Here is a 21,307-nt window from a genome sequence, read left to right as displayed (position 1 = left end):
CAACGGGCGACTCGAACACCTCCGCGGCTCCGCCCTCGGCTTCCGCAACCTCACCCACTACATCGCTCGGTCGCTGCTCGAAGCCGGAGGGTTCAGACCCGCGCTACACCCTCGTTCGTGAAGAGCCCTCAAATGCTGCGATTTTCTGGCCCAGTACGATGTTACCGAAATCGCAATGATTGCTGTAGCTATTAACAGGACCACAAACGGCCCCCCATTTGAAAGCGTCAGAGCCAAGGCGAGGGCAACGCTGACCCAAGCTGCGATGATTGCATACATGCCAGTTCTTTGCTGGTTCACTTGCAGTCCTTCCAGGTCATCAGCAGGATGCAGCAGCGCCCACAGCGCCCACAGCGCCACCGCTGACGGCCCCGCCAATGGCGGTGCCAGTGGCCCATCCTGCAGCAGTTCCGACCCCGGGTACGACGCTACCGATGGTAGCCCCGGCAGTGCCACCTGCGATGTCCCCGGTCCCAGCACCCCCGCCGGTGCCGAGTGCGCACTTCCAGCCTCCGCTCACGGCGGCAGTCGCCATCGGATTATTGGTTGCCCTCGTCTTGGGATTCCACTGCAGGACGTTGATTGTCACAACGCCGTCTCTTTCCGCGTACTTCAAGGCGACGGTCTTGCCATTCTCGTCCTTCTCCTGAGAGGGAAGCGCCTGCTTGGTACCGTCCTTGGCGACCACAGCAGAGCCATCCTGGGCAGGCTTGTCGCCCTTGGAAAGACGGAACGCCATGTTGGAGTCATCAACCTTCTTGATGTTCCCCTGAACCTTTGCCACGTCGGCCTGGCTCGCTTGCTGTGCCTGAGGGACAGGTGCTTCGGCCGCCATTGACGCAGCGGCCATACCGCCAAGTAGTCCCAAGGAGAGAGCCGCTCCTGGTGGCGCGGTGATTAGTGTGCATCACGAGAACTTACGGAGGAGGCCGTGGTGATCGCAAACACAGGAGGGTCACCGCTGCCAAATAGTTACATAAATTGGCCGTTTGGCTAGACTTCAGAAATTTTGAAATGACCAACCGGTTTGACTTCATCCTCAAACGGGCTTACAGCTTGCAAAGCCGATACATCTTTGGTGGTGGCACGATAGCCATCATCTCGCGGGATGAGGGTGGGTGGAGGGGGAGCGGAAAAACGCTCATAACAGACATGATGTTAAATATGGGGCGTGAGGTGCAGCTCCACACCCCCCGGAATGGCCGATAATCGGGGCAGAACCTCTCCTCATGCGCTGCGTACGCGCCCGGCGGCGCCCCCTCACGCCCCCGTCAACGCGTCCACGAACACCTTCTGGATGTCCTGCGGCGTACGCGCCACATGGGACGAGCCACCGGTGGCTTCCGCGATCTGCTGCAGCACCGTGGCGTCCGCGTCCTTCGAGACCCCCACGGTGATGATCCGCACCGGGTTCTCGGTGTCCTGCTCGGCCTTCAGCGTGCTCAGCAGCTCGTCCAGCGCAATGGAACCGGGGTCGTGGTTCATGCCGTCGGAGAGCACGATCACCGTGCGCAGGTGATCTGGGGCGTCGTCGTGGAGTACCTGGCGGTAGGCAGCCAGGGTGGTGTCGTACAGCCCCGTGTAGCCGTCCGGGGAGAACGTCAGGGACTGCGCGTCCCGGGAGAGCTGGTCCCGCTGGGTACCGCCGCCCACCGGTGCGGAGAGCTCGCGCACGGGGGTCACCGACCGGTAGTCCTTGTCTCTGTCCAGGTGCCGCTCGAACGTCCAGAGCCCAAGCGCATCGTGCTCGGGGAACAGTCCCACGGCAGTGGCGGCTGCGGCCTTGGTGAGGTCCATGCGCGTGGAGCCGTCGGGCAGTGCCGTGGTGCCCATGGAACCTGAGATGTCGATGGCCACGAGCGCGTGGAAAGGCTCCGCGAGGTGCTGCCACTGCTCCAGGGCATGCGTGAGAGCGGCGTCATCCGCGGTGGGAGCCTCCGAGACGGGGCGGCTGCCCGGGGTGCTGGCCACGAGCGAGGTGTCCGCGTGCTGGGCGCGGTAGTCCTGCCACTCGCCGCGCGTGACCACGGTGGCCGAGGGGTGCTCTGCACCCGCGGCGTAGGCGGGGGCGCTCGGGTCTGCAGGCGCCGGAGAGCTCGGTGCAGGGTCCTCCGCGATCTGCTGCAGGCGCTGTGCTGCGTCCTGGACGGGGGCGGCATCCCCCTCGGAGCGGGCCCGCCGTTTCAGTGCCTGCTCGGTGACCGACCGGTCCGCCTGGCCGACCTGCACCTCGCCCAGCGCGCGCGAGATCAGCTCGCGGGTCCCGGTGTCCTCGCCCGGGGCGCCCAGCTCCACGGCAGGGTCCTGCAGCACGGCGGACCAGGTCTTCGCGTCCGTCTCGGAGCCGGCGACGACGACGGGCTCGTCACCGCCCCCACTCGTCTCCCCGGAGGCGCCGGACGCCGTCGGAGAGCCGCCGTCCGTGGGATCGCCGCTCGCGTCGTTGTCCCCCCGTGGGATCAAGAAGATCGCGGCGAGCAGGAGCAGCACGGCCACCACCCCGAGGGCCAGCCAGATCAGAAGTGTGCGGCTCAGCCCCCGGCGTTCGGCGCGGTGCGCCCCGCGGTCTCGGTGCATTCCAGGCTCGGTCATCGTCTCGGTCCCCCATCCCAGGCGGCAGGCCTGCGCCGAGGCGCTACCGGGCCCCGACACCCACTCGGAAACCACACTACGTGGCCGGGACCCGGTGCGGGGTCATCCGGGTATCGGCACAGATGGGGACAACGCGTCGGCCACCTGCGGTCCCGGGTCCGCGAGACGGATCAGCTCCGTCATGAGCCGTGACCCGATGCCCTTCCACTGCCGCTCGGGTGCGACCGAGACCGGTCCGATCCCGCACACGGGGGTTTGTCCGCACGTCCCCCCGTGGTCTTGAGGCGGCCCACGAATTCCGGGCCGTCGTCGTCGGGGAGCACACGGCGGATGTCGAGGTTCATGGCGCCACTGCGCGCAGGGTGGCGAAGGGTTCGCCCAACCTTCATTCGAGGGTGCGATGAGAATCGTTCACAGCGCGTTGGAGAATGGTTCTCACGGAGGCGGCCGTTCCGACGAATGCTGGCGCTCTCCTTGGCTCTTTGCGAGTATTAGCGCGGTGCTACCGATTGGCGGCACCGTCACCTATGGCCCGCGCGCTCCACGATGCGGCGGGCCCAAAGGAGCGAAGACGATGGCAAATGGCAATCGCGCAGTAGTGTTCCACGGCACCGGCAACATGCAGGTGGACACGGTGGATTACCCAAAGCTCGTCATGCCGAACGGGAAGAAGGCCCCGCACGGCGTCATCCTCAGGATCGTGGCCACGAACATTTGCGGTAGCGACCTGCACATCTACCGCGGCTCGTTCCCCGTGCCTGAGGGCATGCGCATGGGCCACGAGATGACCGGGGAGGTCGTGGAAGTAGGCTCGGACGTCGAGTTCTTGAGCGAGGGAGACCTCGTCTCCGTGCCGTTCAACGTGGCGTGCGGCCGTTGCCGTAACTGTCGTGCCGGACGCACCGAAGTGTGCGAGACCACCAACCCGGACACCGCGTGCGCCGCGTACGGGTTCAACCTGGGCAACTGGGACGGCGGACAGTCTGAGTACATGTTCGTGCCGTACGCGGACTTCCAGCTGCTGCGCTTCCCGGACCGGGACCAGGCCATGGAGAAGATCCGGGACCTCGCTCTCCTCTCCGACATCCTGCCCACCGCATTCCACGGCCTCATGGAGGCGGGCGCCAAGCCCGGTTCTACGGTCTACATCGCGGGCGCCGGGCCCGTGGGCCGCTGCGGGGCCGCCGCGGCACGGCTGCTCGGGGCGTCCTGCATCATTGTGGGCGACTACAGCAAGGAGCGGCTGGATCTCGTGCGGCAGAACGGCTGCGAGACCATCGACCTCTCCGAAGACGTCCCGCTGACCGAGCAGATCGAGGCGATCCTGGGCGAGCCCATGGTCGACTGCGCGGTGGACTACGTGGGCACCGAGGCCCACGGCATCGGCTCCGAGGCGGAGAAGACGGATCCCGCGTATGCCGTGAACCAGGTCCTGGACGCCACCCGCGCGGGCGGTGCCACGGGTATCATCGGCGTCTACGGCCCGGATCCGCTGGCGTCCTCGAAGGCGGAGCAGGAGGGTACGTACCCCATCGACTTCGGCAAGGCATGGATCAAGTCCCCGCGCATCTCTGCTGGCCAGGCGCCCATCATGCACTACAACCGTGAGCTCATGATGTCGATCCTCTGGGACCGCATGCCGTACCTGAGCAAGATGCTCAACACCAAGGTCATCAGCCTCGACGAGGTGCCTGAGGCCTACGCGGCCTTCGACGCGGGCTCGGATGACAAGTACATCATCGACCCGCACGGCATGATCAAGGCCTGAGCAGCCACCGTCTGACCGGACCGAGTCCGGACAGACGGAGGAACCGCGGACGACGACGAGCCCCACCGTACGGCACTCACGGTGGGGCTCGTCGCTGCTTGAGAAGGTCTCCGTCAAGCCATGACGGCCTTCAGGTACGGTGCCGTGGCGCTGTCCGCGTGCGCGGCGACGTCGTGCGGCGTGCCCGCCGCGACCACATGGCCGCCGTCGGCTCCCGCACCGGGGCCCATGTCCACCACGTGGTCCGCCTGGGCGACCATGCGCATGTCCAGCTCGGCCATGACCACCGTGTTGCCCGCGTCCGCGAGCCCCTGCAGATGGTTCATGAGCCGGTCGCTGTCCGAGGGATGCAACCCGGCGGTGGGCTCGTCCAGCACGTAGAGGGTGTCCCCGCGCGAGGCCCGCTGCAGCTCGGAGGCGAGCTTGACCCGCTGCGCCTCACCGCCGGAGAGCTCCGTGGCGGGCTGGCCCAGCCGGAGGTAGCCGAGTCCCACGTCCCGAAGCACGCCCAGGGTGTGGTGGATGGCGTCCTCGCCCTCGAAGAACGTGTGCGCCTCGTCCACGCTCATGGCCAGCACATCCGCCACGGAGCGCTCCCGCCACAGCACCTCCAGAGTCTCGGCCTTGTAGCGGGTGCCGTGGCAGTCCGGGCAGGGTGCGTAGATGCTCGGCAGGAACAGCAGCTCCACCATCACGCTGCCCTCGCCCTCGCACGTGGGGCAGCGACCGCCGGCCACGTTGAACGAGAACCGCCCGGCCTTGTAGCCGCGCCGTTTCGCCTCGTCGGTTGCCGCGTAGAGCTTGCGGACGGCGTCGAACAGCCCGGTGTAGGTGGCCACGTTGGAGCGCGGGGTGCGCCCGATGGGCTTCTGGTCGATCACGACGACGCGCCGCACGCTCCCCGGCAGGGAGACGACGTGCCCGCGCACCTCGTCCGCGGCGTCGTCGGCGGTCAGCAGGTCCGCCTCCGGGTCCCCGGTGATCTCCGTGTCCTCCTGGCCGCCGTGGCCCAGCCGCTCGCGCACCAGCACCGGCAGCGCCTGACTGACCAGGCTGGACTTGCCCGAGCCGGAGATGCCGGTGACGGCGGTGAGGCACCCAGCGGGGAGGCTCACGTCCAGGCCGCGCAGGTTGTTGCGCGTGACGCCTTCGAGCTGCAGCCACCCCTGCGGCGTGCGGGGCTCGCGCGCCTCGGCCGACGGCGCATGCTCGGCGAAGAGGTAGCGGCGTGTCGCGGACTCGGGAACGTCCGCGAGACCGCTCGGCTTACCGCTGTAGAGCACCCGCCCGCCGCGCTCGCCGGCGTCCGGGCCGATGTCCACGAGCCAGTCCGCCTCGTGGATCACGGTCAGGGAGTGCTCCACCACGAACAGACTGTTGCCGCGATCCTTGAGCCCGTGCAGGATCCCGATGAGCGCGTCCAGATCCCGGGGGTGCAGGCCCGCGGAGGGCTCGTCGAGCACGTAGACCACCCCGAAGAGCTGGGAGGAGAGCTGGGTGGCCAGCCGCAACCGCTGCCGCTCACCACCGGAGAGTGTGGGCGTGGTGCGGTCCAGGGAGAGGTAGCCCAGGCCCAGGTCGATCATGGGCTCCAGCCGCGCCACGAGGTCCGCCGCGAGGCGCTGCGCGGCGGCACGTTTCTCCACCGAGAGGTTCGGGGTGCGCCGGACGTCCGGTGCGGCGTCGTGCGAGGCACCTCCCTCCGCGACCCGCGAGGCGGTGGAGGCGGCGCGGGCCTCGGCGTCGAGCAGGTGGTCCTCCAGGTGCTGGGCCTCACCCGGGGTCCAGTCCTCCGCGGTCACCGAGCGCGCGATCTCCGCCACGCGTGCGAGCGGCAGGTGCGAGAACTCCGCGATGTCCAGGCCCTCGAACGTCACGGACAGGGACTCGTGCTTGATCTTCTTGCCGTGGCACTCCGGGCACAGTTCGCTCGTGAGGTACTGGGCCGCGCGCTTCTTGGTGCTCGGGCTCTTCGCGTTGGCGAAGGTGTCCAGCACGTAGCGCCGCGCCCCGATGAACGTGCCCTGGTACGTGGCCTCCGCACCTTCCTCCTGGGCCTTGCGCGTCTGGTTCGGGGTGAGCCCGCGGTACACGCCCACCGTGGGACGGTCCTCGGTGTAGAGGATCCAGTCCCGGTCCTTCTTCGGCAGGTCCTTCCAGGGAGTGTCCACGTCGTAGCCCAGGGAGACCAGGATGTCCCGCTGGTTCTGCCCCGCCCACGCCACGGGCCAGGAGGCGACAGCGCGCTCGCGGATGGTCAGCGACGGGTCCGGGACCATGGTGTCCTCGGTAACCTCGTAGACCCGCCCGATCCCGTGGCAGGTGGGGCAGGCGCCCTGCACGGTGTTCGCGGAGAAGTCCTCCGCGTAGAGCATGGCCTGATCCGGCGGGTACCAGCCGGCGCGAGAGTACAGCATCCGGACCAGGCTCGACAGCGTGGTCACCGTGGCCACGTCCGAGCGCGCTCCACCCCCGCCGCGCTGCTGCTGGAGCGCGACGGCGGGCGGCAGCCCCTCAATCACGTCAACGTCCGGGACACCCGCCTGGTCGATCAGCCGGCGCGCGTACGGCGCCACGGACTCCAGGTAGCGTCGCTGCGACTCCGCGAACAGCGTGCCGAAGGCGAGGGAGGACTTCCCCGAGCCGGACACCCCCGTGAACACCACGATGGCGTCCCGGGGCAGGTCCAGGGAGACGTCCCGGAGGTTGTTCTGGCGCGCGCCGCGCACCACCACGCTGTGCTGCCAGGATGCGGTGTCGTTCTGTTCAATAGTCACCTGATCCACGCTACCCGGGGGTTCCGTCAGGCGGAGCGGGCCTGCCCTTCGGCGGTGTCCGGCATGGGGGACAACCAGCCATACAGCGTCCTCAACACCGTCGACATCCCCGCGGGCGCCGCACGACCGCCGACCACGGGGCGCAGTCGAGTGCTGCTCGAACACACCGCAGAGCGGCCCGGACCGCGGGCGCGCTCGCCCCGATTGAGCACCATGGGAAGGACGTGGAATTCGAGCGCACGGGTAATCTCAACCTGGCCGCGGAGCCTCACCAGGTGCGGTGGCTGAACGAGCCCACTGCCGAGGACGGTTCCAGCGTCTTCCTGGATGAGCGCGCAGTGCGTGGGCAGGTTCGCCCCCACGCACCCCGCCGGCGGTGGAGGAAGCGAACGTGTGCCATGGTCCAACCCCGCCAAACTGGCCCGGGTGGTCACGGAGCTGGGTGGCGAGATCCACGAATACAGCCGCGCGACCGACCTGGACACCTCGGTGACGGCGTGGTGGCCCACACCGACGCCGGGCTCGTGCGGGCGCCTCGCGCCGTGCTGGCCACCAACGTGTTCTCGTCCTGCTCAAGCACAACAGGCTCAAGTCCGCACCGGTCTACGACTACGCGCTGATGACCGAGCCGCTCACCGACGGGCAGCTGGACCCGATCGGGTGGCGCAACAGGCAGAGCCTGGCGGATCTGGCCAACCAACCGGCTCGGCGGGGGTCGGCGGTCCTACCGTGGTCAGAACAGCAGCACCAGCACCACGATGACCGCCACGATCACTGCGAACACGATGGCCCAGTTGCGGGCCACGTGGCGGTCCTCGGCCCGGGTCTGCTCGCTGTCCGGGTCCCGGTCCGCGTACCGGTCGCTGCCCACCCCGTAGTACAGCTCGTTGGTGGACGGCTCGCGCGGGGGTACCGGCGGTCCGTGGCGGTCGGGTGAGCCCGCAGGACCGGCCGGGCGGGCGGCGTCGTCCCCGTCCCGGGACTCGCCGTCCGCGGGACGTCCCGAGAGGCTGCCCGGCTCCCAGGTCTGCAGCGGTGCGTTGGCGCCAGGGCCTGCGATCGAGTCGCGCACGGGCACGCCCTCACCCGGGTAGCGGTGTCCGGGCCGGGAGGGCTCGTCCAGCTCGTCCTCGCCCAGCATCTCGGAGGCCGGGATGCCGGTGGTCGTGACCGCGGGGCCCTGCGAGCCGACGGGAGCCTGCGGCGTCGGCATCGAACCGGGCGCGGACGCCGCCGCCCCACCGTCCCGGGGGTTGTGCGCCGCCGCGCGCAGCACCTCCGAGAAACGGGCCAGTGGCTCCCGCTGTGCGGGTGCCACGTCGTGGGCGACCTGGTCCGCGCGATCCGCGACGGAACGCAGCACTGCGACGTCGGACAGCCCGAGATCCCGGGCCGCCATGGCGAGTTCGAGGGGCGGGTGAGAAGGGTCCGCGGTGGTGGCCCACTCCAGCAGGCCGGTGCGGACGGGGGAGGACAGGGATTCCCGCAGGGCGGGCTGGAGCGCCGGGACGTCCGCGAGCGCGAGCAGTTCGAGTGGCGGGGTGCTGCCGTAGCCGTGGGCGGCCTGGTCCAGCGGGCCGCGGTGGCCGAAGAGGGCGGCGAGCATGGCGGCCGCCGCGTACCGGTCCTCCACAGTGCGCACGTCCGAAACGCGGCGCATCAGTTCCGCCTGGGCAGGGGAACCCGCCTGGCGGACCGTGTCCAGCAGTGCAGGGTCCGTGCGCACCAGCCGCGCCGGTTCCTGCAGGGCCCGGGCGAGCTCCGGATCCAGTGAGTCACTCATGACGTCCGCCTTTCTCAGTCGTGGGGAAAGCCTACGGGAGGTCGAGGGCGCGGTGCGGGTCTAGGGTGATCGACTGTGACCCGCACCCCATCCGCGCCGACGCGCACGGCCCCCGGAATCCTGCTGGCGGTGCTCATGGCCGCAATGGCCGCAATGGCCGCCGGGCCGGTGTTCAACTACGGGGTGGGTGCGCTGAGCGCCACCATCGTGGAGAGCTACGGGATCACCGAGGGGCAGTATGGGTTCATCATCACGGCGGTGTTCGTGGTAGCGGGTCTCGCGGCGCCACTGCTGGGAGTGCTCGCGGACCGCATCGACACCCGCGTGCAGCTCACCCTGATCTTCGGGGGTGTGCTGGTGGCGTTCCTGCTCAGCGCCACGTGGCAGTCCTACGCCATGCTGCTGGTCGCGGGCCTCACGTTCCCGGTGGCGGGCGCGGCGTTCGGCTGGCGGGGTGCCGCGCTGTTCGGCGCGCTGCTGTGCGTTCCCCTGCTCGTCACGGGGTGGACCGTGGTCACCCGGCTGCAGCGCCGCGCCCGCGAGAACACCCCGACGACGCCGCCCGCTCCCTCTCCCGCCGCACCCTCCGCCGCGGGGCGCGCTCCCGCACCACCGCGCGACCGCCCTTCCGCCGGTCTGCCCGGGCCGACCCATGGGGGACCGTTCGAGTCCGCCCACGTGGAACTGTCCGACGCCGCGGCCGACGGCGTGAACCCGGGCCCCGGCCAGGTCTCTCAGGAACGAACGGGGGAAAGGTCCGGGCTGCGCGCGGCGGGTGCGGGAGCCCCGGGAAGGGGTGCCGCGGCGTCGTCGGGCGCGCTGCCGACGGCGGTGTGGCTGCTGACGCTGACGTCCTTCCTCAACGCGGTGGGTACGCAGGGCGTGAACGTGTACGCGTCCCTGTTCGCGGTGCGGGCCATGGGGTACACCGTCACGGTGGCCGGGCTGCTGCTGGGCGTGATGGGTGTGATCGGGATCGGAAGCCGGATCGGGTGGGGTCGGGTGACCGGCAGACTGGGCAGGCCCGCGCCGCTGATCCAGGTCATGAGCGTGGGCGGGGTCGTGGGGCTCGGGCTGCTCGTGCTCGCGGAGACCACGCAGCAGCACTGGCTCATGTGGCTGGGCGTCGCCTTCCACGCAGCACTGCCTCTGGCTGCGAACGTGGTGATCAACTCGGGCATCGTGGCCGCCGTGCCCAAGGAACGGATCGGTGTGGCGTCCGGACTGGTGGCCACCGGGATGTACCTGGGCTTCGCGCTGGGGCCCGTGGTGGTGGGCCAGCTCGTGGACCTCACGGAGGCGTTCACCGCCGGATGGGCCGCCGTCGCTGGGGCATACGTGCTGTGCTTTGTGGCCGCGCTGGTGCTCGGGCGGGTGCAGGCACGCAGAGCCTGAGATGTGAACGGGGCCCGGGGCGCGCAGCGCTCGCTTGGGCCTGGTCCCCCGGCCCGTTGCTTGTGGGAAACCGCACGGGGAGGCGGCCCTGCCGCGTGCCCCGGCCCTCGCACATGTGGTGCGATGGACCCATGAGCACACCGCGCACGGACCTCGCCCAGACCCTCCGCCGCCTGGACGGCGGCAGCTACGGCGCCTACAAGCAGCTCAAGGGCTCGTGGCGGCTGGGTGATGCGGAGCTGATCGTGGACCGGGTGCAGTCGGACCCGTACGCCCCGCCGTCCCTGGCCCGGATCCGGCTCTCCCTGTCCGACACCGGGATCCCCCGCGATCTGATCGCCACCCGGGACGCCCGCGTGGCCGCCGGGGACTTCCTCACCCGTGAGTTCGCCCGGGCCGCCCGGGACCTGGGCCCGCGCGGCGGCAAGGACTCCGGTGGCATCTCGATCCAGCGCACGGGCCAGGAGATCCTCGAGCGCTCCTCCGTGATCGTGCCGGATCCAGGGAGCGCGGTGGATCCCGCCCCGGCACGCGAGTCCGGGATGCACCGGGCGGGGGACGCCGGGGCGGTGGACCGGGGGCGCGGAGCCGGCCGTCCGGCGTCGTCGACCGCTGAGGCGGGAGCCGTGGAGGTGCGCTGCGAGATCGCCCTGCCCGCCGCAGGGCGGCGCATCAAGGGCCACGCCGCGCACCGGCTGCTCACGGAGGTGCTGCCGGGCATCGTCGAGCGCTCGCTGCGCTGGGAGAACCTGGACCCCGCCGCGTTCGAGGCGCACGTGATCTCCCACCTGGACGCCCAGCACCTGCGCGCGCAGCTGCCCCAGCGCGGCCTCGTGGCGTTCGTGGCCGACGGCGCCGTGCTGCCCCGCGCCTCCGGTCACCGGGACGAGCCGCTCGCCCGCGGGGCGGTGCCGTTCGAGACCCCGCCGCGGCTGCGGGTGGAGCTGGAGCTCGAGGACGGCTCCACCGTGAGCGGCATGGGCGTGCCGGAGGGCGTCACGGTGGTCGTGGGCGGCGGCTACCACGGCAAGTCCACGCTGCTGCAGGCCCTGGAGCGCGGGGTCTACAGCCACGTGCCCGGGGACGGCCGCGAGCGCGTGGTCACCCTGCCGAGTGCCGTGTCCGTGCGCGCGGAGGACGGTCGGGCGGTGTCCCACACGGACGTCTCCCCGTTCATCACCAACCTGCCCACCGGCGCCGACACCCGCGACTTCAGCACGTCCAACGCGTCCGGCTCCACGTCCCAGGCGGCCGCCACGGTCGAGGCGGTCGAGGCGGAGGCCGGAGTGCTGCTGCTCGACGAGGACACGTGCGCCACCAACCTCATGGTCCGGGACGAGCGCATGCGCGCCATGGTTCCGGGCGAGCGCGAGCCCATCACGCCGTTCGTGGACCGGGTGGGCGCCCTCTACGCCGAGCGCGGGGTGTCCTCGATCCTGGTCACGGGCGGCTCCGGGGCGTTCCTGGACGTCGCGGACCTGGTGATCGCGATGTACGCCTACCGCGCCCTGGACGTCACCGACCGCGCCCGGCAGGTGGTCCGCGAGTTCCCGCGCCCCGAGGACATGCGTCCCGCGGAGTCCTTCGGGCAGATCCGTCCGCACGTTCCCGGTGGCGTCCCGGGTGACGCCGCGTCCCGGGCCTCGGGGCACGACGCCGCCCGGCCCGGTCCGGGGGCGGGTCCCGGCGCAGCGCCCGGAGCCCACGGTGGTCACGGCGGTGGGGTGACCGAGCGCGTGGCGGGTGCCCGGGACGATTCCCGTGGACGCAGCGAGCACCGCGGCGGTGGCCGGGGACAGCATGGCCGGGGAGGATCGGACCGCAGCTCCGGCCGCCCCGGGGGCCGGGACAAACCGGCACGCGCTCGCGGCCTCGACACCATCCAGCTGGGTCGCGAGGACGTGGACCTCTCCGCCCTGAGCCAGCTCGTGGACCCCTCGCAGACGGAGGCGATCGCGCGGCTTCTGGAGGAGGTCGAGCGCACGGCGGACGGTCGCACGCCCCTCACCGAGCTCGTGGACGCCGCCCTGGAACGGGTGGTCCGTGAGGGCCTTGATGCCCTCGCGCACCACCGCGGCCACCCGGGCCACCTGGCGTTGCCCAGGGCGCAGGACGTGGCGGCGGCCTACCACCGGGTCCGCCGCTGACGGGAGCTGTGCCGCGCCGCCGGGTGCGTTGCTGACGGGAGCTGTGCCGCTGACGCGGGGCGTGAACCACGGCCAGCGCTCGCGGCACGTCCGCCCCGGCCCGTGCCTGCCCCCGCCGCCACGTGCGCGCGCGTGCATTTACTCCGCCAGTGCAGATTTCCGGGCCGATTTCTGCACCAACGGAGCAGTGGCAGGCACCGACGTCGCTCGCGGACGGGGGCGGGCGGCGTCGTCCGGGGCTAGTTGCCCACGGCGCGGCGGATGTCCTCGAGCGAGGTGAGCTCGCCCGCGCTGATGCGCTCGCGCACGGACTCGTACTGCTCCTGGGAGGTGGCGAAGGGAACCTCCCGGCCCTGGGCGTCCAGCAGGCGGCCGTCCACGAACTGGTCGCCGTCCTGCAGGGCCCCGGCCTCCCGCGGTGAGAGCACCCGCAGACCCACGGTGCCCAGGCCCATGGCCTCGGTGGAGCTCTTGTGGACGCTGAGCTCGTTGAAGAAGAAGTTCATCACCAGGGCCACCACGGCGGCGGAGGAGATGCCGGAGGAGAAGATGATGCCCACCCAGGACGGGAACGCCGCGTAGAAGGTGGGGGCCACGATCGGCACCATCCCGAAGGACAGGGACACCGCCACGATGATCAGGTTCATCCCGCCCCGGTAGTCCACGCGCGCCAGGGTGCGGATGCCCGAGGACATCACGGTGCCGAACAGCACGAACCCGGCGCCGCCCATCACGGGCAGCGGAATCGCGGCGATCACCTGACCCAGCACGGGCAGCATGCCCAGCAGCACCATGAACACGCCGCCCAGTGCCACCACGTAGCGGCTCTTGACCTTGGTGATCGCCACCAGCCCCACGTTCTGCACGAACGCCGTCTGCGTGAACGAGTTGAACACGGGTGCTACGGCGGAGGAGAGCATGTCCGCGCGCAGCCCGTCCGCGATGCGTGCGGAGTCGATCCGCGAGCCCGTGATCTCGGACAGGGCCAGGATGTCAGCGGTGGTCTCCGCCATGTTCACCAGGATCACAATGCCCATGGCCACGATCGCCGCCATGTGGAACGTGGGCGCACCGAAGTGGAACGGCGAGGGCAGTGCGACCCACGGCCCCTGACCCACCTGCGAAAAGTCCGCCATCCCCGTGGCCCACGCGAGCACTGTGCCGGCCACGATGGCCACAAGGATGGCCAGACGCGAGAGCACGGCACCCCCGAACTTCGAGAGCAGCAGCACGGCGAGCAGGGTGAACCCGGCCAGGCCGATGTTGGCGAGGGAGCCGTAGTCCGGTGCGGCGGCGTCGTCGCCCATGGACCACCCGGCCGCCACCGGGACCAGGGTGACGCCGATGGTCGTGATGATGGAGCCCGTGACCACGGGTGGGAAGAAGCGCAGCACGCGGGCGAAGAACGGTGCCACCAGGAAGCCGAACGCGGAGGCCACCATGATGGAGCCCATCACCGACTGGATGCCGCCGCCCGTGGCCAGCACGGACAGCATGGTGGCGATACCGGTGAAGGAAACCCCCTGCACCAGCGGCAGCTGGGAACCGATCCGCGGCAGCCCCCACGCCTGCAGGAACGTGGCGAACCCGCCCACGAACAGGGCGGCCGCCACGAGCAGGGCGGTGGTGGCGGCGTCGTACCCCGCGGCGCTGGCCACCACGAGCGGCACGGCGATGAGACCGCCGTACATGGTGAGGATGTGCTGCACGGCGTACACCACGGTGCGCCCGGTGCCCAGCCGTTCGTCCTCGGGGCGTGCCACCCGCTCGTCGGACAGGACGGACGGCGCGCTGCTGGGCATAGAGATCCTCGGTGGGGATGGAGACGTGGACTCACAAAAAGTGTAGGCGGGCGGGCGCCCAGGCCGGTACGGGCAACAACCGCCCAGGTCATCAGCAGGTCGAGGCTGAAATTTGCAGGAGAAAAGTCCACACTGGGAGAAGCGCAAAACGGTGGGTCAACCGGAGGACAGGTGACACCGCTCCAGGGGGAAGGGGATGGTCTTGACGTCGATCAGGGAGTACGTGGCTCACATGCCGGTTCACCAGCGGGAGCTCCTCGCCGCGCCGGCGCGACTGTTGCCGCCCGCGCGCCGGTACGGGCCGGTGTACGAGAGCACACGGCGGGAGATCCTCAAGGCGCGCACCACTCCGTGGTGGGCCAGGCGCACGGTGAACGAGCGGCTGCTGCAGGCCATGGACACTGCCCACAGGGCGCCGTACTACATGCGCGATCCCCGATACCGTGCCCTGGCGGATGCTCTGCGTTCCCGCCTCATGCCACGCGATGCCTTGCGGCAGCTGCCGATCATGACTCGCCAGGACCTCTCGGCGAACTACCGCGACATGCTGGCGGTGGAGGAGTCGCGGGTGGAGCTCTCGGCGAGCTCGGGCACGTCGGGGGAACCGATCTTCTTTCTTCTGGATCGTGATCGGGGAGCGCGTGAGTGGGCGTTCGTGGTGGATGCGTGGTCGTCCACAGGGTACCGGTTGGGGGACTGGCGTGTCTTCTTCCGCGGTCTGGACCTTCCCGGCGGGCGGCCGTACTTCGTGATGGGCAGCACCGGAGAGATTGTCATCCGGATCCAAACCGTCACTGCGGACTCCATCCACCTGTACTGGCGGCTGATCCGTTCGCGTGGCATCAGGTTCCTGCACGGCTACCCGTCCATCCTGGCGTACCTCGCCCGTCTGCTGGATGACGCCGAGTTCGACACGTCGTGGCGGGAGGAGATCCGCGGGATCCTGCCCGTGTCGGAGCAGTTCACGCCCGCGCAGGAGCAGATCCTGCGCCGGGCCTTCCCGAACGCCGAGATCTCGGTGTTCTACGGGCTGAGTGAGAAGACCGTGCTGGCGCACATGGACGAGGACCACGTCTACCACCCCTATCCCACCTATGGTCACGTGGAACTCGTGGACCCCCACGGCGCACCCGTGGACGTGGGCGAGCGTGGGCGGATCGTGACCACCACTCTGGACGGGCGCGGGATGCCGCTGCTGCGCTACGACACGGGGGACTCCGGTCTCCTGGTGGGGCACGACGACGCCGGCACTTCCCTTTTCCGCGACATTCTCGCCCGCCGGGGCCGGGAGGGTCTGGTGCGGGCTGACGGCGAGCTCTTCTCCACCACCTGCTTCAACGTGCACGGGAAGGAGTTCGAGTGCGTCTACCGCTTCAAGTTGCGCCAGGAGGTCCCGGGGAGGGCGACGCTCGTGGTGCAACCCGCTGCAGGGGCCGGGCAGGAGGACCTCGCGAGGTTCTACCACCTCATGATGAATCGTGCCGAGAACCAGGTGAAGCTGGATCTGGAGGTCGTGAACGAGCTGCCGACGTCCGCCAGCGGGAAGTTCACACTGCTCGACCAGCGGATCCCGAACGCGCCCACCACCTGGGCCTAGCGGCAAGCACGACGAGGCCCTGTCACACCATGCGACAGGGCCTCGTCGTGCTGCTGGGGCAGTGCGCCGCCGAACGCTGCTCACTGGCCCTGAGCGGCGGCGGGCCGTCCTGGGCCGCTTTCCCGGCGCTCGGAGGTGGCCGTCAGGAAAGTTCCGGCGAGCGAGCTCTTCGACAACCTGTTCGGGGGAGCATCTTCCCAGGTCATGGCGGGATTGACCGTGCAAGAAATGGGAAAACAGGTCACACTGAGGACGCACACGTGACGTGGCTCGCCCAGGGGATGCGCGGTCACACGGGGGAAGGGAAACGCATTGACGTCGCTCAGAGAATTCGTGGCACACATGCCCGTCGAGCAACGGGAGCTGCTCGCGGCGCCGGTGCGACTCGTGCCACCACGGCTTCGGTACGGTCCCGTGTACGAGGCGACGCGGCGCGAGATCCTCAAGGCCCGGACGACGCCGTGGTGGGCTCGGATGATCGTCGAGGAACGTCTGACGGCGGCGATGCGCACCGCCGGACAGGCGCCGTACTTCGCAGGGGACGATCGTTACCGCCCCCTGAAGGGGGTCCTCGACTCCACTCTGCCGGTGCGGGAAGTGCTGCAGAGGCTGCCCATCATGACCCGCCGGGACCTGTCGGAGAACTACCGCGACATGCTCGCGGTGGACGATTCAGAGGTGGAGCTCTCGGCGAGTTCCGGGACCTCTGGGGAGCCCATCTTCTTTCTGATGAACCGCAACCGTGGGGCGCGGGAGTGGGCGTTCGTGGTGGATGCGTGGTCGTCCACGGGCTACCGGTTGGGGGACTGGCGGATGTTCTTCCGCGGGGTGGAACTGCCGGGAGACCGCCCGTACATGGTGATGCGAACGGTGGGCGAGATCGTGGTCCGTGTTGCGGCTGTCGGCCCGGAGTCACTCGGTGAGCACTGGGGTCTCATCCGTAAGCACCGGATCAAGTATCTGCACGGCTCCCCGTCAACGCTCACGTACCTGGCACGTCTGCTGGATGATGCGGAGTTCGACACCTCGTGGTGCGAGGAGATCCGAGGTCTGCTGCCCGTCTCGGAGCAGTTCACGGAAGCGCAGGAGGAGATCTTGCGGGACGTCTTCCCGAACGCGACGATCTCGGTGTTCTACGGCTTGAGTGAGAAGACCGTCCTGGCGCGGATGGATGAGGAGCACATCTACCATCCGTATCCCACATACGGGCACGTGGAGTTGGTGGATCCCGCGGGGGCGCCCGTGGCCGTGGGGGAGAGGGGAAGGATTGTGACGACGTCGCTGGACGGCCGCGGGATGCCGCTGCTGCGCTACGACACCGGGGACTCCGGTCTCCTGGTGGGCCACGACGACGCCGGCACCCCTCTTTTCCGCGACATCCTCGCCCGCCGCGGCAGGGAGGGGCTGGTGCGGGCCGACGGCAGCCTGTTCGCCACCACGAGCCTGACCGCGCACGGGGAAGAACTCGAGTGCGTCTACCGTTTCAAGCTGCGGCAGGAAGTCCCGGGAAGAGCCACGCTGCTGGTGCAACCGGCGGCAGGCGCCCGTCGGGAAGACCTTGAGAACTTCCACCGGCTGATGTCCGGTCGTGCCGAGAACCAGGTGGAACTGGATCTGGAAGTTGTTGCTGAGCTGCCTTCGGCCGTGAACGGGAAGTTCACGCTCCTGGACCAGCAGATTCCGGACGCCCCCACCACCTGGGCCTAGAAGATGATCGCGCAAGGGCCCGGTCGCCAGCAGCGACCGGGCCCTTGTCGTGGTCTTGGTTCGTGGCCGGGCTTCCACCCCTCGCGCGGTGTGCCGCACAACTGCCGTGCGCGTGAGCGCGCGGTCCGACTCGCCTGTCCTCAGGCCTGCCTGCCCGTGGAGATCGAGACACCAGTGGCCCGGTTGCGGTGCTCTCGTGCGATGGCCAGCAGGATCCCTGCCAGTAGCCCCAGCAGCGCACCCACGGAGATCAGCAGCCCGGGCGACACGGAGGATGGGTTCTGCGGCGTGTAGGCCTCCCCCACCTTGGCCATCTGGACTTTCACGCCCTCGGACTGTGTGGCGGACTCGAGTTCTCCCACCTGCTTGCTGAGCTCGTCCACCCAAGCGTTGGCGAGGTCGCGGGCGGCCTCGGGTGACCCGGCCGTGGCGGCCACCCGGACCTCACTGGTGTCCGTGGGGACCGAGGTCTTGACGTTCTGGAGAACTGCTTCGGGCGTGGTGTCCAGGTGCAGACGTTCAATGACGGCAGAAGCAGTGGAGCTGTTCTCCGAGATGCTGCTGAAGGTGACGGCCCGGGATTTGGCCAGGTTTTCACCGGCGAAGGCCTCTGTGGCGTCCGTGCCACCGTCCGAGACGACGACTCCGGAGGTCGTGGACGTGTAGGAGGTGCCCACCGCAACGGATCCGAGCCACCCCAGGAGACCTCCGATGAGCGCCAGGACGAGCGGCAGCCACCAGCCGCGGCGCAGTGCCCGGCCCATGTCGTACGTGCTGACTTCCCCGCGCTCGTAGTTCTTTCGCGGCATGCGTGTTGCTTGGCTCATGGCGTGTGCGGATCCCCTCGCGCCGGTGACGGTGTGACCGCCCCGTGTTCATGATGTCCACCCGACTCGTGCGTTCCCCCCGGGCGCTCTGTCCCCCACAGTGTAGGCGAGGCGAGTGCGTGATTTCGTTCCGAGACGTCCGCCCAGCGGGGGTGTCCTCGGACGGCCCCGCGCGTCATCATCCAGCGGGCGACTGTGCACATCCGCCCCCGGTCGCTAGAGTGAATCCGCAGGTCAGTCGGGGGGCGGCCGCATTTCACGACTTCGGGGGACGGAATCAGTGGGGATCATCATCGCGGCGCTAGTGTGCGTTGTTTCAGCGGTGGGCGCATTCGTGGTCATGGGTTTGTGGCCCAAGACCGCGTGCGTCCTGCTCCTGGTGATGACCCTGATCTCGCAGACCCTCGCCACCGCGACGGGGGTCTCCGTCCTGGGCAACGTTGACGAGGCGGCGGTGGTGATTGCCCTGCTGGTCTTCACGACCCGCCGGATCGTGGTGCACGGCTCGGTGCGATGTCTTCCCGCGTACTGGTTCTTCGGGGCCTTCTTCGCGCTGGGAGCCGTGTCTGCGGTGGTGAACGCCGTTCCGCTGAGTGTGTGGGGGCTCGGCGCGTTCCTGATCCTCAAGGGCCCGCTGCTCGCGCTCGGGGTCATGCAGCTGGACTGGACGCGGGAGGATGTCCGCCGCATCGTGCGAGCGGGCACCGTGGTGCTGGTGGTCGTTCTGCTGTCTGCGGTCGCCAATGCCGTGGCCCCTCAGGCCTGGAACGCCATGGTGGGCCGTCAGGCAGTGAGCTACCGGCTCGGCATCCCCAGCCTGACCGGCATCTTCGACCACCCCGTGGGGCTGGGGTCCACCATGGGCATGGCGTTCCTCGCCGTGCTCGCGTACCACCGCATCGTGGCGCGTTCGGTGGGGACGTACATTCTCATGGTCGCCACGGGGCTCGCGGGACTTCTCACGTTCCGTCGCAAGTCCGTGGCGTCCACCGCGCTGGTGGCCATCGCTGGACGGCTGTGGATGCCGGGGCACAAGGCCAGGGCCACGGTGACGATCGCGATTCTCGTTCCGACACTCCTCATCGTGGGCTGGGAGCCGCTCACTCAGGTAGTCGCGACCTCGTACCACGAGTACTTCGACAATGTCGGGGTCACGGCGCGGACGCTCATGACTGCCGATTCCGTGAAACTGGCGGTCGGGGCGTTCCCGCTAGGGGTGGGCTTCGGCCGCTACGGTTCGGCGGTGGCCTCGTCCACCTACAGCCCCCTCTACGTGGACCTCGGCTACCAGCGGATCTACGGCATGGGGGAGGGCAAGCGGGGCGGCTTCCTGACGGACACGTTCTGGCCCTCCGTCTTGGCGGAATCGGGCGTGCTGGGCATGGTCTGCTACGTGGTGGCTCTGCTGCTGCTGCTGATTCCGGCATGGCGACTGATGCGCCGTCACACCCTTCCGCACGTGCGCTGGCTGGGCATGGTGGCTGTCAGCTGGATGGCTCAGATGTTCATCGAGTCCCTGGCCGCCCCCGTCTTCACCGGCCCGCCCATGTTCGGCCCCGTCTTCATGGCTGCGGGCATCGCCGCTGCGCTCTACCTGCGGGAAGTTTCCCTGGACGCCGTGTCGCCCACTGCGGTCGAATCTCCCCCCGCACCCGTGCGGGAGGCACCCTGGGGGCGGTCTGCCTCCGGCGCCACCGGGGGGCCGATGCGCCGTGACGGCGCAGGGGCAGCCACGAGCTCTCCGGATGACGGGAGACCTCGGCACACTGCGCGGGGCGAGTCACGGACGGAGCGCACACGATGACTCACGTGATCGTTCTCGGTCCGGTTCCGGACGCCGCGGGAGGGATCGGCGTGCTCATGGGCCACCTCTCCCGGTCGGAGCATCCCGGGATGGACCTGACCTTCGTGGACTCCGGGGGGACACCCGGGCAGCCTGTTCGCCGTTTGGTTCGTTTCCTGAAAGCGCTGCGCGTGTGTGCGGCGCCCGTCCGGGAGAACACGGTGTTCCACGTGAACCTGGCCTCCGGCCTGAGCACATGGCGCAAGCTCGCTCTCACCACGGTTCTGCGATGGAGACGCCGGTCCTACGTGCTGCATCTGCACGGCGGGAAATTCGACACCTTCGTCGCGCAGTCACGTCCTCTCGTTCGAAAGCTCATCCGTGGCATGTTCCACGGGGCAGCTGCTGTGATCGTGCTGGGGCAGTTCTGGCGGGACGAGCTCGTGCGGGGTCTCGGGGTGGACCCGGCGCGCATCGTCGTGGTCCCGAACGCGGTTCCCGGCCCTCATGAGGTCCCGTACGGAACAGGCGCGTCGGTTGTTCTGTTCAGCGGTCAGATCGGCCGCCGTAAGGGCGTCCACGACCTCCTGGAGGCCTGGTCCGCCCTGCCTCCCGAGGTCCGCACCACCCTCGTCCTCGCGGGTGACGCCCCGGAGGGTGAAGGCCTCGCGGAGCTGCTCGCCCGCACCCCGGACGTGGAGCTCACCGGCTGGTTGGGGGCGGCAGAGCTCGAGGAGCGCCTCGCGCAGGCCTCCGTGCTCGTGCTGCCCAGCTACGGGGAGAACCTGCCCATGTCCCTGCTGGACGCGATGGCCTGGGGTCTTGCCCCGGTGGTCACGGACGTGGGCGCGGTGGGTGAGGTGGTCGAGGACGGTCGCAGCGCCGTCGTGGTGCCGGTGGGGAACCCGCGCGCACTGTCGGATGCCCTGCGGAGCCTGCTCGCGGACCCGCAACGCGTCTCCCGCACGGGGCGCGAGGCCCGCCGGCGGTGGCAGGAGGGATACCGGATCGAGGACTACGCGGCACGTTTGGGTGCCGTCTACGAACGGGTGGCCGGACCCGGCGCCTGAGCAACCACGAATCACCGCCGTTCTCAAGATCGGCGCCGTCACACGCACACGTTGGGGGA

14 protein-coding genes are annotated in these 21,307 nt (G+C 69.5%); 7 read left to right on the top strand and 7 right to left on the bottom strand.

Annotation, left to right across the window (positions count from 1 at the left end; translation table 11 throughout):
* Window positions 1-319: 319 nt before the first annotated feature.
* The 3 genes from D8M39_RS09450 to D8M39_RS13240 form a co-directional block, all read right to left on the bottom strand.
* The gene (locus D8M39_RS09450) at window positions 320-784 is read right to left on the bottom strand and encodes a Pathogenicity island protein (protein ID WP_126874891.1); all 465 of its coding nucleotides are present in this window, start codon (window positions 782-784) and stop codon (window positions 320-322) included.
* A gap of 476 nt (window positions 785-1,260) precedes the next feature.
* Entirely contained in the window at window positions 1,261-2,592 is a 1,332-nt protein-coding gene (locus D8M39_RS09445) for a VWA domain-containing protein (RefSeq protein WP_126874890.1), read from the bottom strand.
* 102 nt (window positions 2,593-2,694) lie between these two features.
* The gene (locus D8M39_RS13240) at window positions 2,695-2,889 is read right to left on the bottom strand and encodes a GNAT family N-acetyltransferase (protein ID WP_371413777.1); all 195 of its coding nucleotides are present in this window, start codon (window positions 2,887-2,889) and stop codon (window positions 2,695-2,697) included.
* A gap of 277 nt (window positions 2,890-3,166) precedes the next feature.
* On the opposite strand from D8M39_RS13240, the gene D8M39_RS09435 reads away from it, so the two are divergent.
* Window positions 3,167-4,360 (top strand): glutathione-independent formaldehyde dehydrogenase, encoded by a 1,194-nt coding sequence (locus tag D8M39_RS09435; protein ID WP_126874889.1) that lies wholly within the window; start codon window positions 3,167-3,169, stop codon window positions 4,358-4,360.
* A 113-nt stretch (window positions 4,361-4,473) separates the two neighbouring features.
* Here D8M39_RS09435 and D8M39_RS09430 read toward each other — a convergent pair whose 3' ends face one another.
* Window positions 4,474-7,137 (bottom strand): excinuclease ABC subunit UvrA, encoded by a 2,664-nt coding sequence (locus D8M39_RS09430; protein WP_126874888.1) that lies wholly within the window; start codon window positions 7,135-7,137, stop codon window positions 4,474-4,476.
* 733 nt (window positions 7,138-7,870) lie between these two features.
* Window positions 7,871-8,920 carry a hypothetical protein gene (locus D8M39_RS09425; RefSeq protein ID WP_055083553.1) on the bottom strand — a complete coding sequence of 350 codons (1,050 nt, stop codon included), beginning with the start codon at window positions 8,918-8,920 and terminating at the stop codon, window positions 7,871-7,873.
* 75 nt (window positions 8,921-8,995) lie between these two features.
* Between D8M39_RS09425 and D8M39_RS09420 the strand changes: the two genes are divergently transcribed.
* Both D8M39_RS09420 and D8M39_RS09415 read left to right on the top strand, forming a co-directional pair.
* A complete protein-coding gene (locus tag D8M39_RS09420) occupies window positions 8,996-10,315 on the top strand; it encodes an MFS transporter (RefSeq protein WP_126874887.1) in 1,320 nt (439 codons plus the stop codon).
* 131 nt (window positions 10,316-10,446) lie between these two features.
* Window positions 10,447-12,462, top strand: a complete 2,016-nt coding sequence (locus tag D8M39_RS09415; RefSeq protein ID WP_126874886.1) for an ABC-ATPase domain-containing protein — start codon at window positions 10,447-10,449, stop codon at window positions 12,460-12,462.
* A gap of 239 nt (window positions 12,463-12,701) precedes the next feature.
* Here D8M39_RS09415 and D8M39_RS09410 read toward each other — a convergent pair whose 3' ends face one another.
* A complete protein-coding gene (locus D8M39_RS09410; RefSeq protein ID WP_126874885.1) occupies window positions 12,702-14,264 on the bottom strand; it encodes a nucleobase:cation symporter-2 family protein in 1,563 nt (520 codons plus the stop codon).
* A 202-nt stretch (window positions 14,265-14,466) separates the two neighbouring features.
* Between D8M39_RS09410 and D8M39_RS09405 the strand changes: the two genes are divergently transcribed.
* On the top strand, window positions 14,467-15,861 hold the full coding sequence (locus D8M39_RS09405) for an AMP-binding protein (protein WP_126874884.1): 1,395 nt from the start codon (window positions 14,467-14,469) through the stop codon (window positions 15,859-15,861).
* Between the two features lie 342 nt (window positions 15,862-16,203).
* Window positions 16,204-17,568, top strand: a complete 1,365-nt coding sequence (locus tag D8M39_RS09400; protein WP_238694036.1) for an AMP-binding protein — start codon at window positions 16,204-16,206, stop codon at window positions 17,566-17,568.
* 140 nt (window positions 17,569-17,708) lie between these two features.
* Here D8M39_RS09400 and D8M39_RS09395 read toward each other — a convergent pair whose 3' ends face one another.
* Complete coding sequence (locus D8M39_RS09395) at window positions 17,709-18,395, bottom strand: YveK family protein (RefSeq protein ID WP_126874882.1); 687 nt, start codon at window positions 18,393-18,395, stop codon at window positions 17,709-17,711.
* Window positions 18,396-18,675: 280 nt separating this feature from the next.
* On the opposite strand from D8M39_RS09395, the gene D8M39_RS09390 reads away from it, so the two are divergent.
* Both D8M39_RS09390 and D8M39_RS09385 read left to right on the top strand, forming a co-directional pair.
* Window positions 18,676-20,199 (top strand): hypothetical protein, encoded by a 1,524-nt coding sequence (locus D8M39_RS09390; RefSeq protein WP_126874881.1) that lies wholly within the window; start codon window positions 18,676-18,678, stop codon window positions 20,197-20,199.
* Between the two features lie 5 nt (window positions 20,200-20,204).
* Entirely contained in the window at window positions 20,205-21,248 is a 1,044-nt protein-coding gene (locus D8M39_RS09385; protein ID WP_161971387.1) for a glycosyltransferase family 4 protein, read from the top strand.
* Window positions 21,249-21,307 lie beyond the last annotated feature (59 nt).

The organism is Kocuria sp. HSID17590, from assembly GCF_003989485.1.
GTDB lineage: Bacteria > Actinomycetota > Actinomycetes > Actinomycetales > Micrococcaceae > Kocuria > Kocuria salsicia.
Note: the sequence above shows the minus strand (reverse complement) of the source record. Positions and strands in the feature narration are given on the sequence as shown.

What these genes read in the sequence shown, in the direction of transcription:
- D8M39_RS09445 (WP_126874890.1), bottom strand. Translation starts at nt 2,592, where the DNA reads ATGACCGAGCCTGGAATGCACCGAGACCGCGGGGCGCACCGCGCCGAA.
- D8M39_RS09435 (WP_126874889.1), top strand. Translation starts at nt 3,167, where the DNA reads ATGGCAAATGGCAATCGCGCAGTAGTGTTCCACGGCACCGGCAACATG.
- D8M39_RS09425 (WP_055083553.1), bottom strand. Translation starts at nt 8,920, where the DNA reads ATGAGTGACTCACTGGATCCGGAGCTCGCCCGGGCCCTGCAGGAACCG.
- D8M39_RS09415 (WP_126874886.1), top strand. Translation starts at nt 10,447, where the DNA reads ATGAGCACACCGCGCACGGACCTCGCCCAGACCCTCCGCCGCCTGGAC.
- D8M39_RS09410 (WP_126874885.1), bottom strand. Translation starts at nt 14,264, where the DNA reads ATGCCCAGCAGCGCGCCGTCCGTCCTGTCCGACGAGCGGGTGGCACGC.
- D8M39_RS09400 (WP_238694036.1), top strand. Translation starts at nt 16,204, where the DNA reads ATGCCCGTCGAGCAACGGGAGCTGCTCGCGGCGCCGGTGCGACTCGTG.
- D8M39_RS09395 (WP_126874882.1), bottom strand. Translation starts at nt 18,395, where the DNA reads ATGAGCCAAGCAACACGCATGCCGCGAAAGAACTACGAGCGCGGGGAA.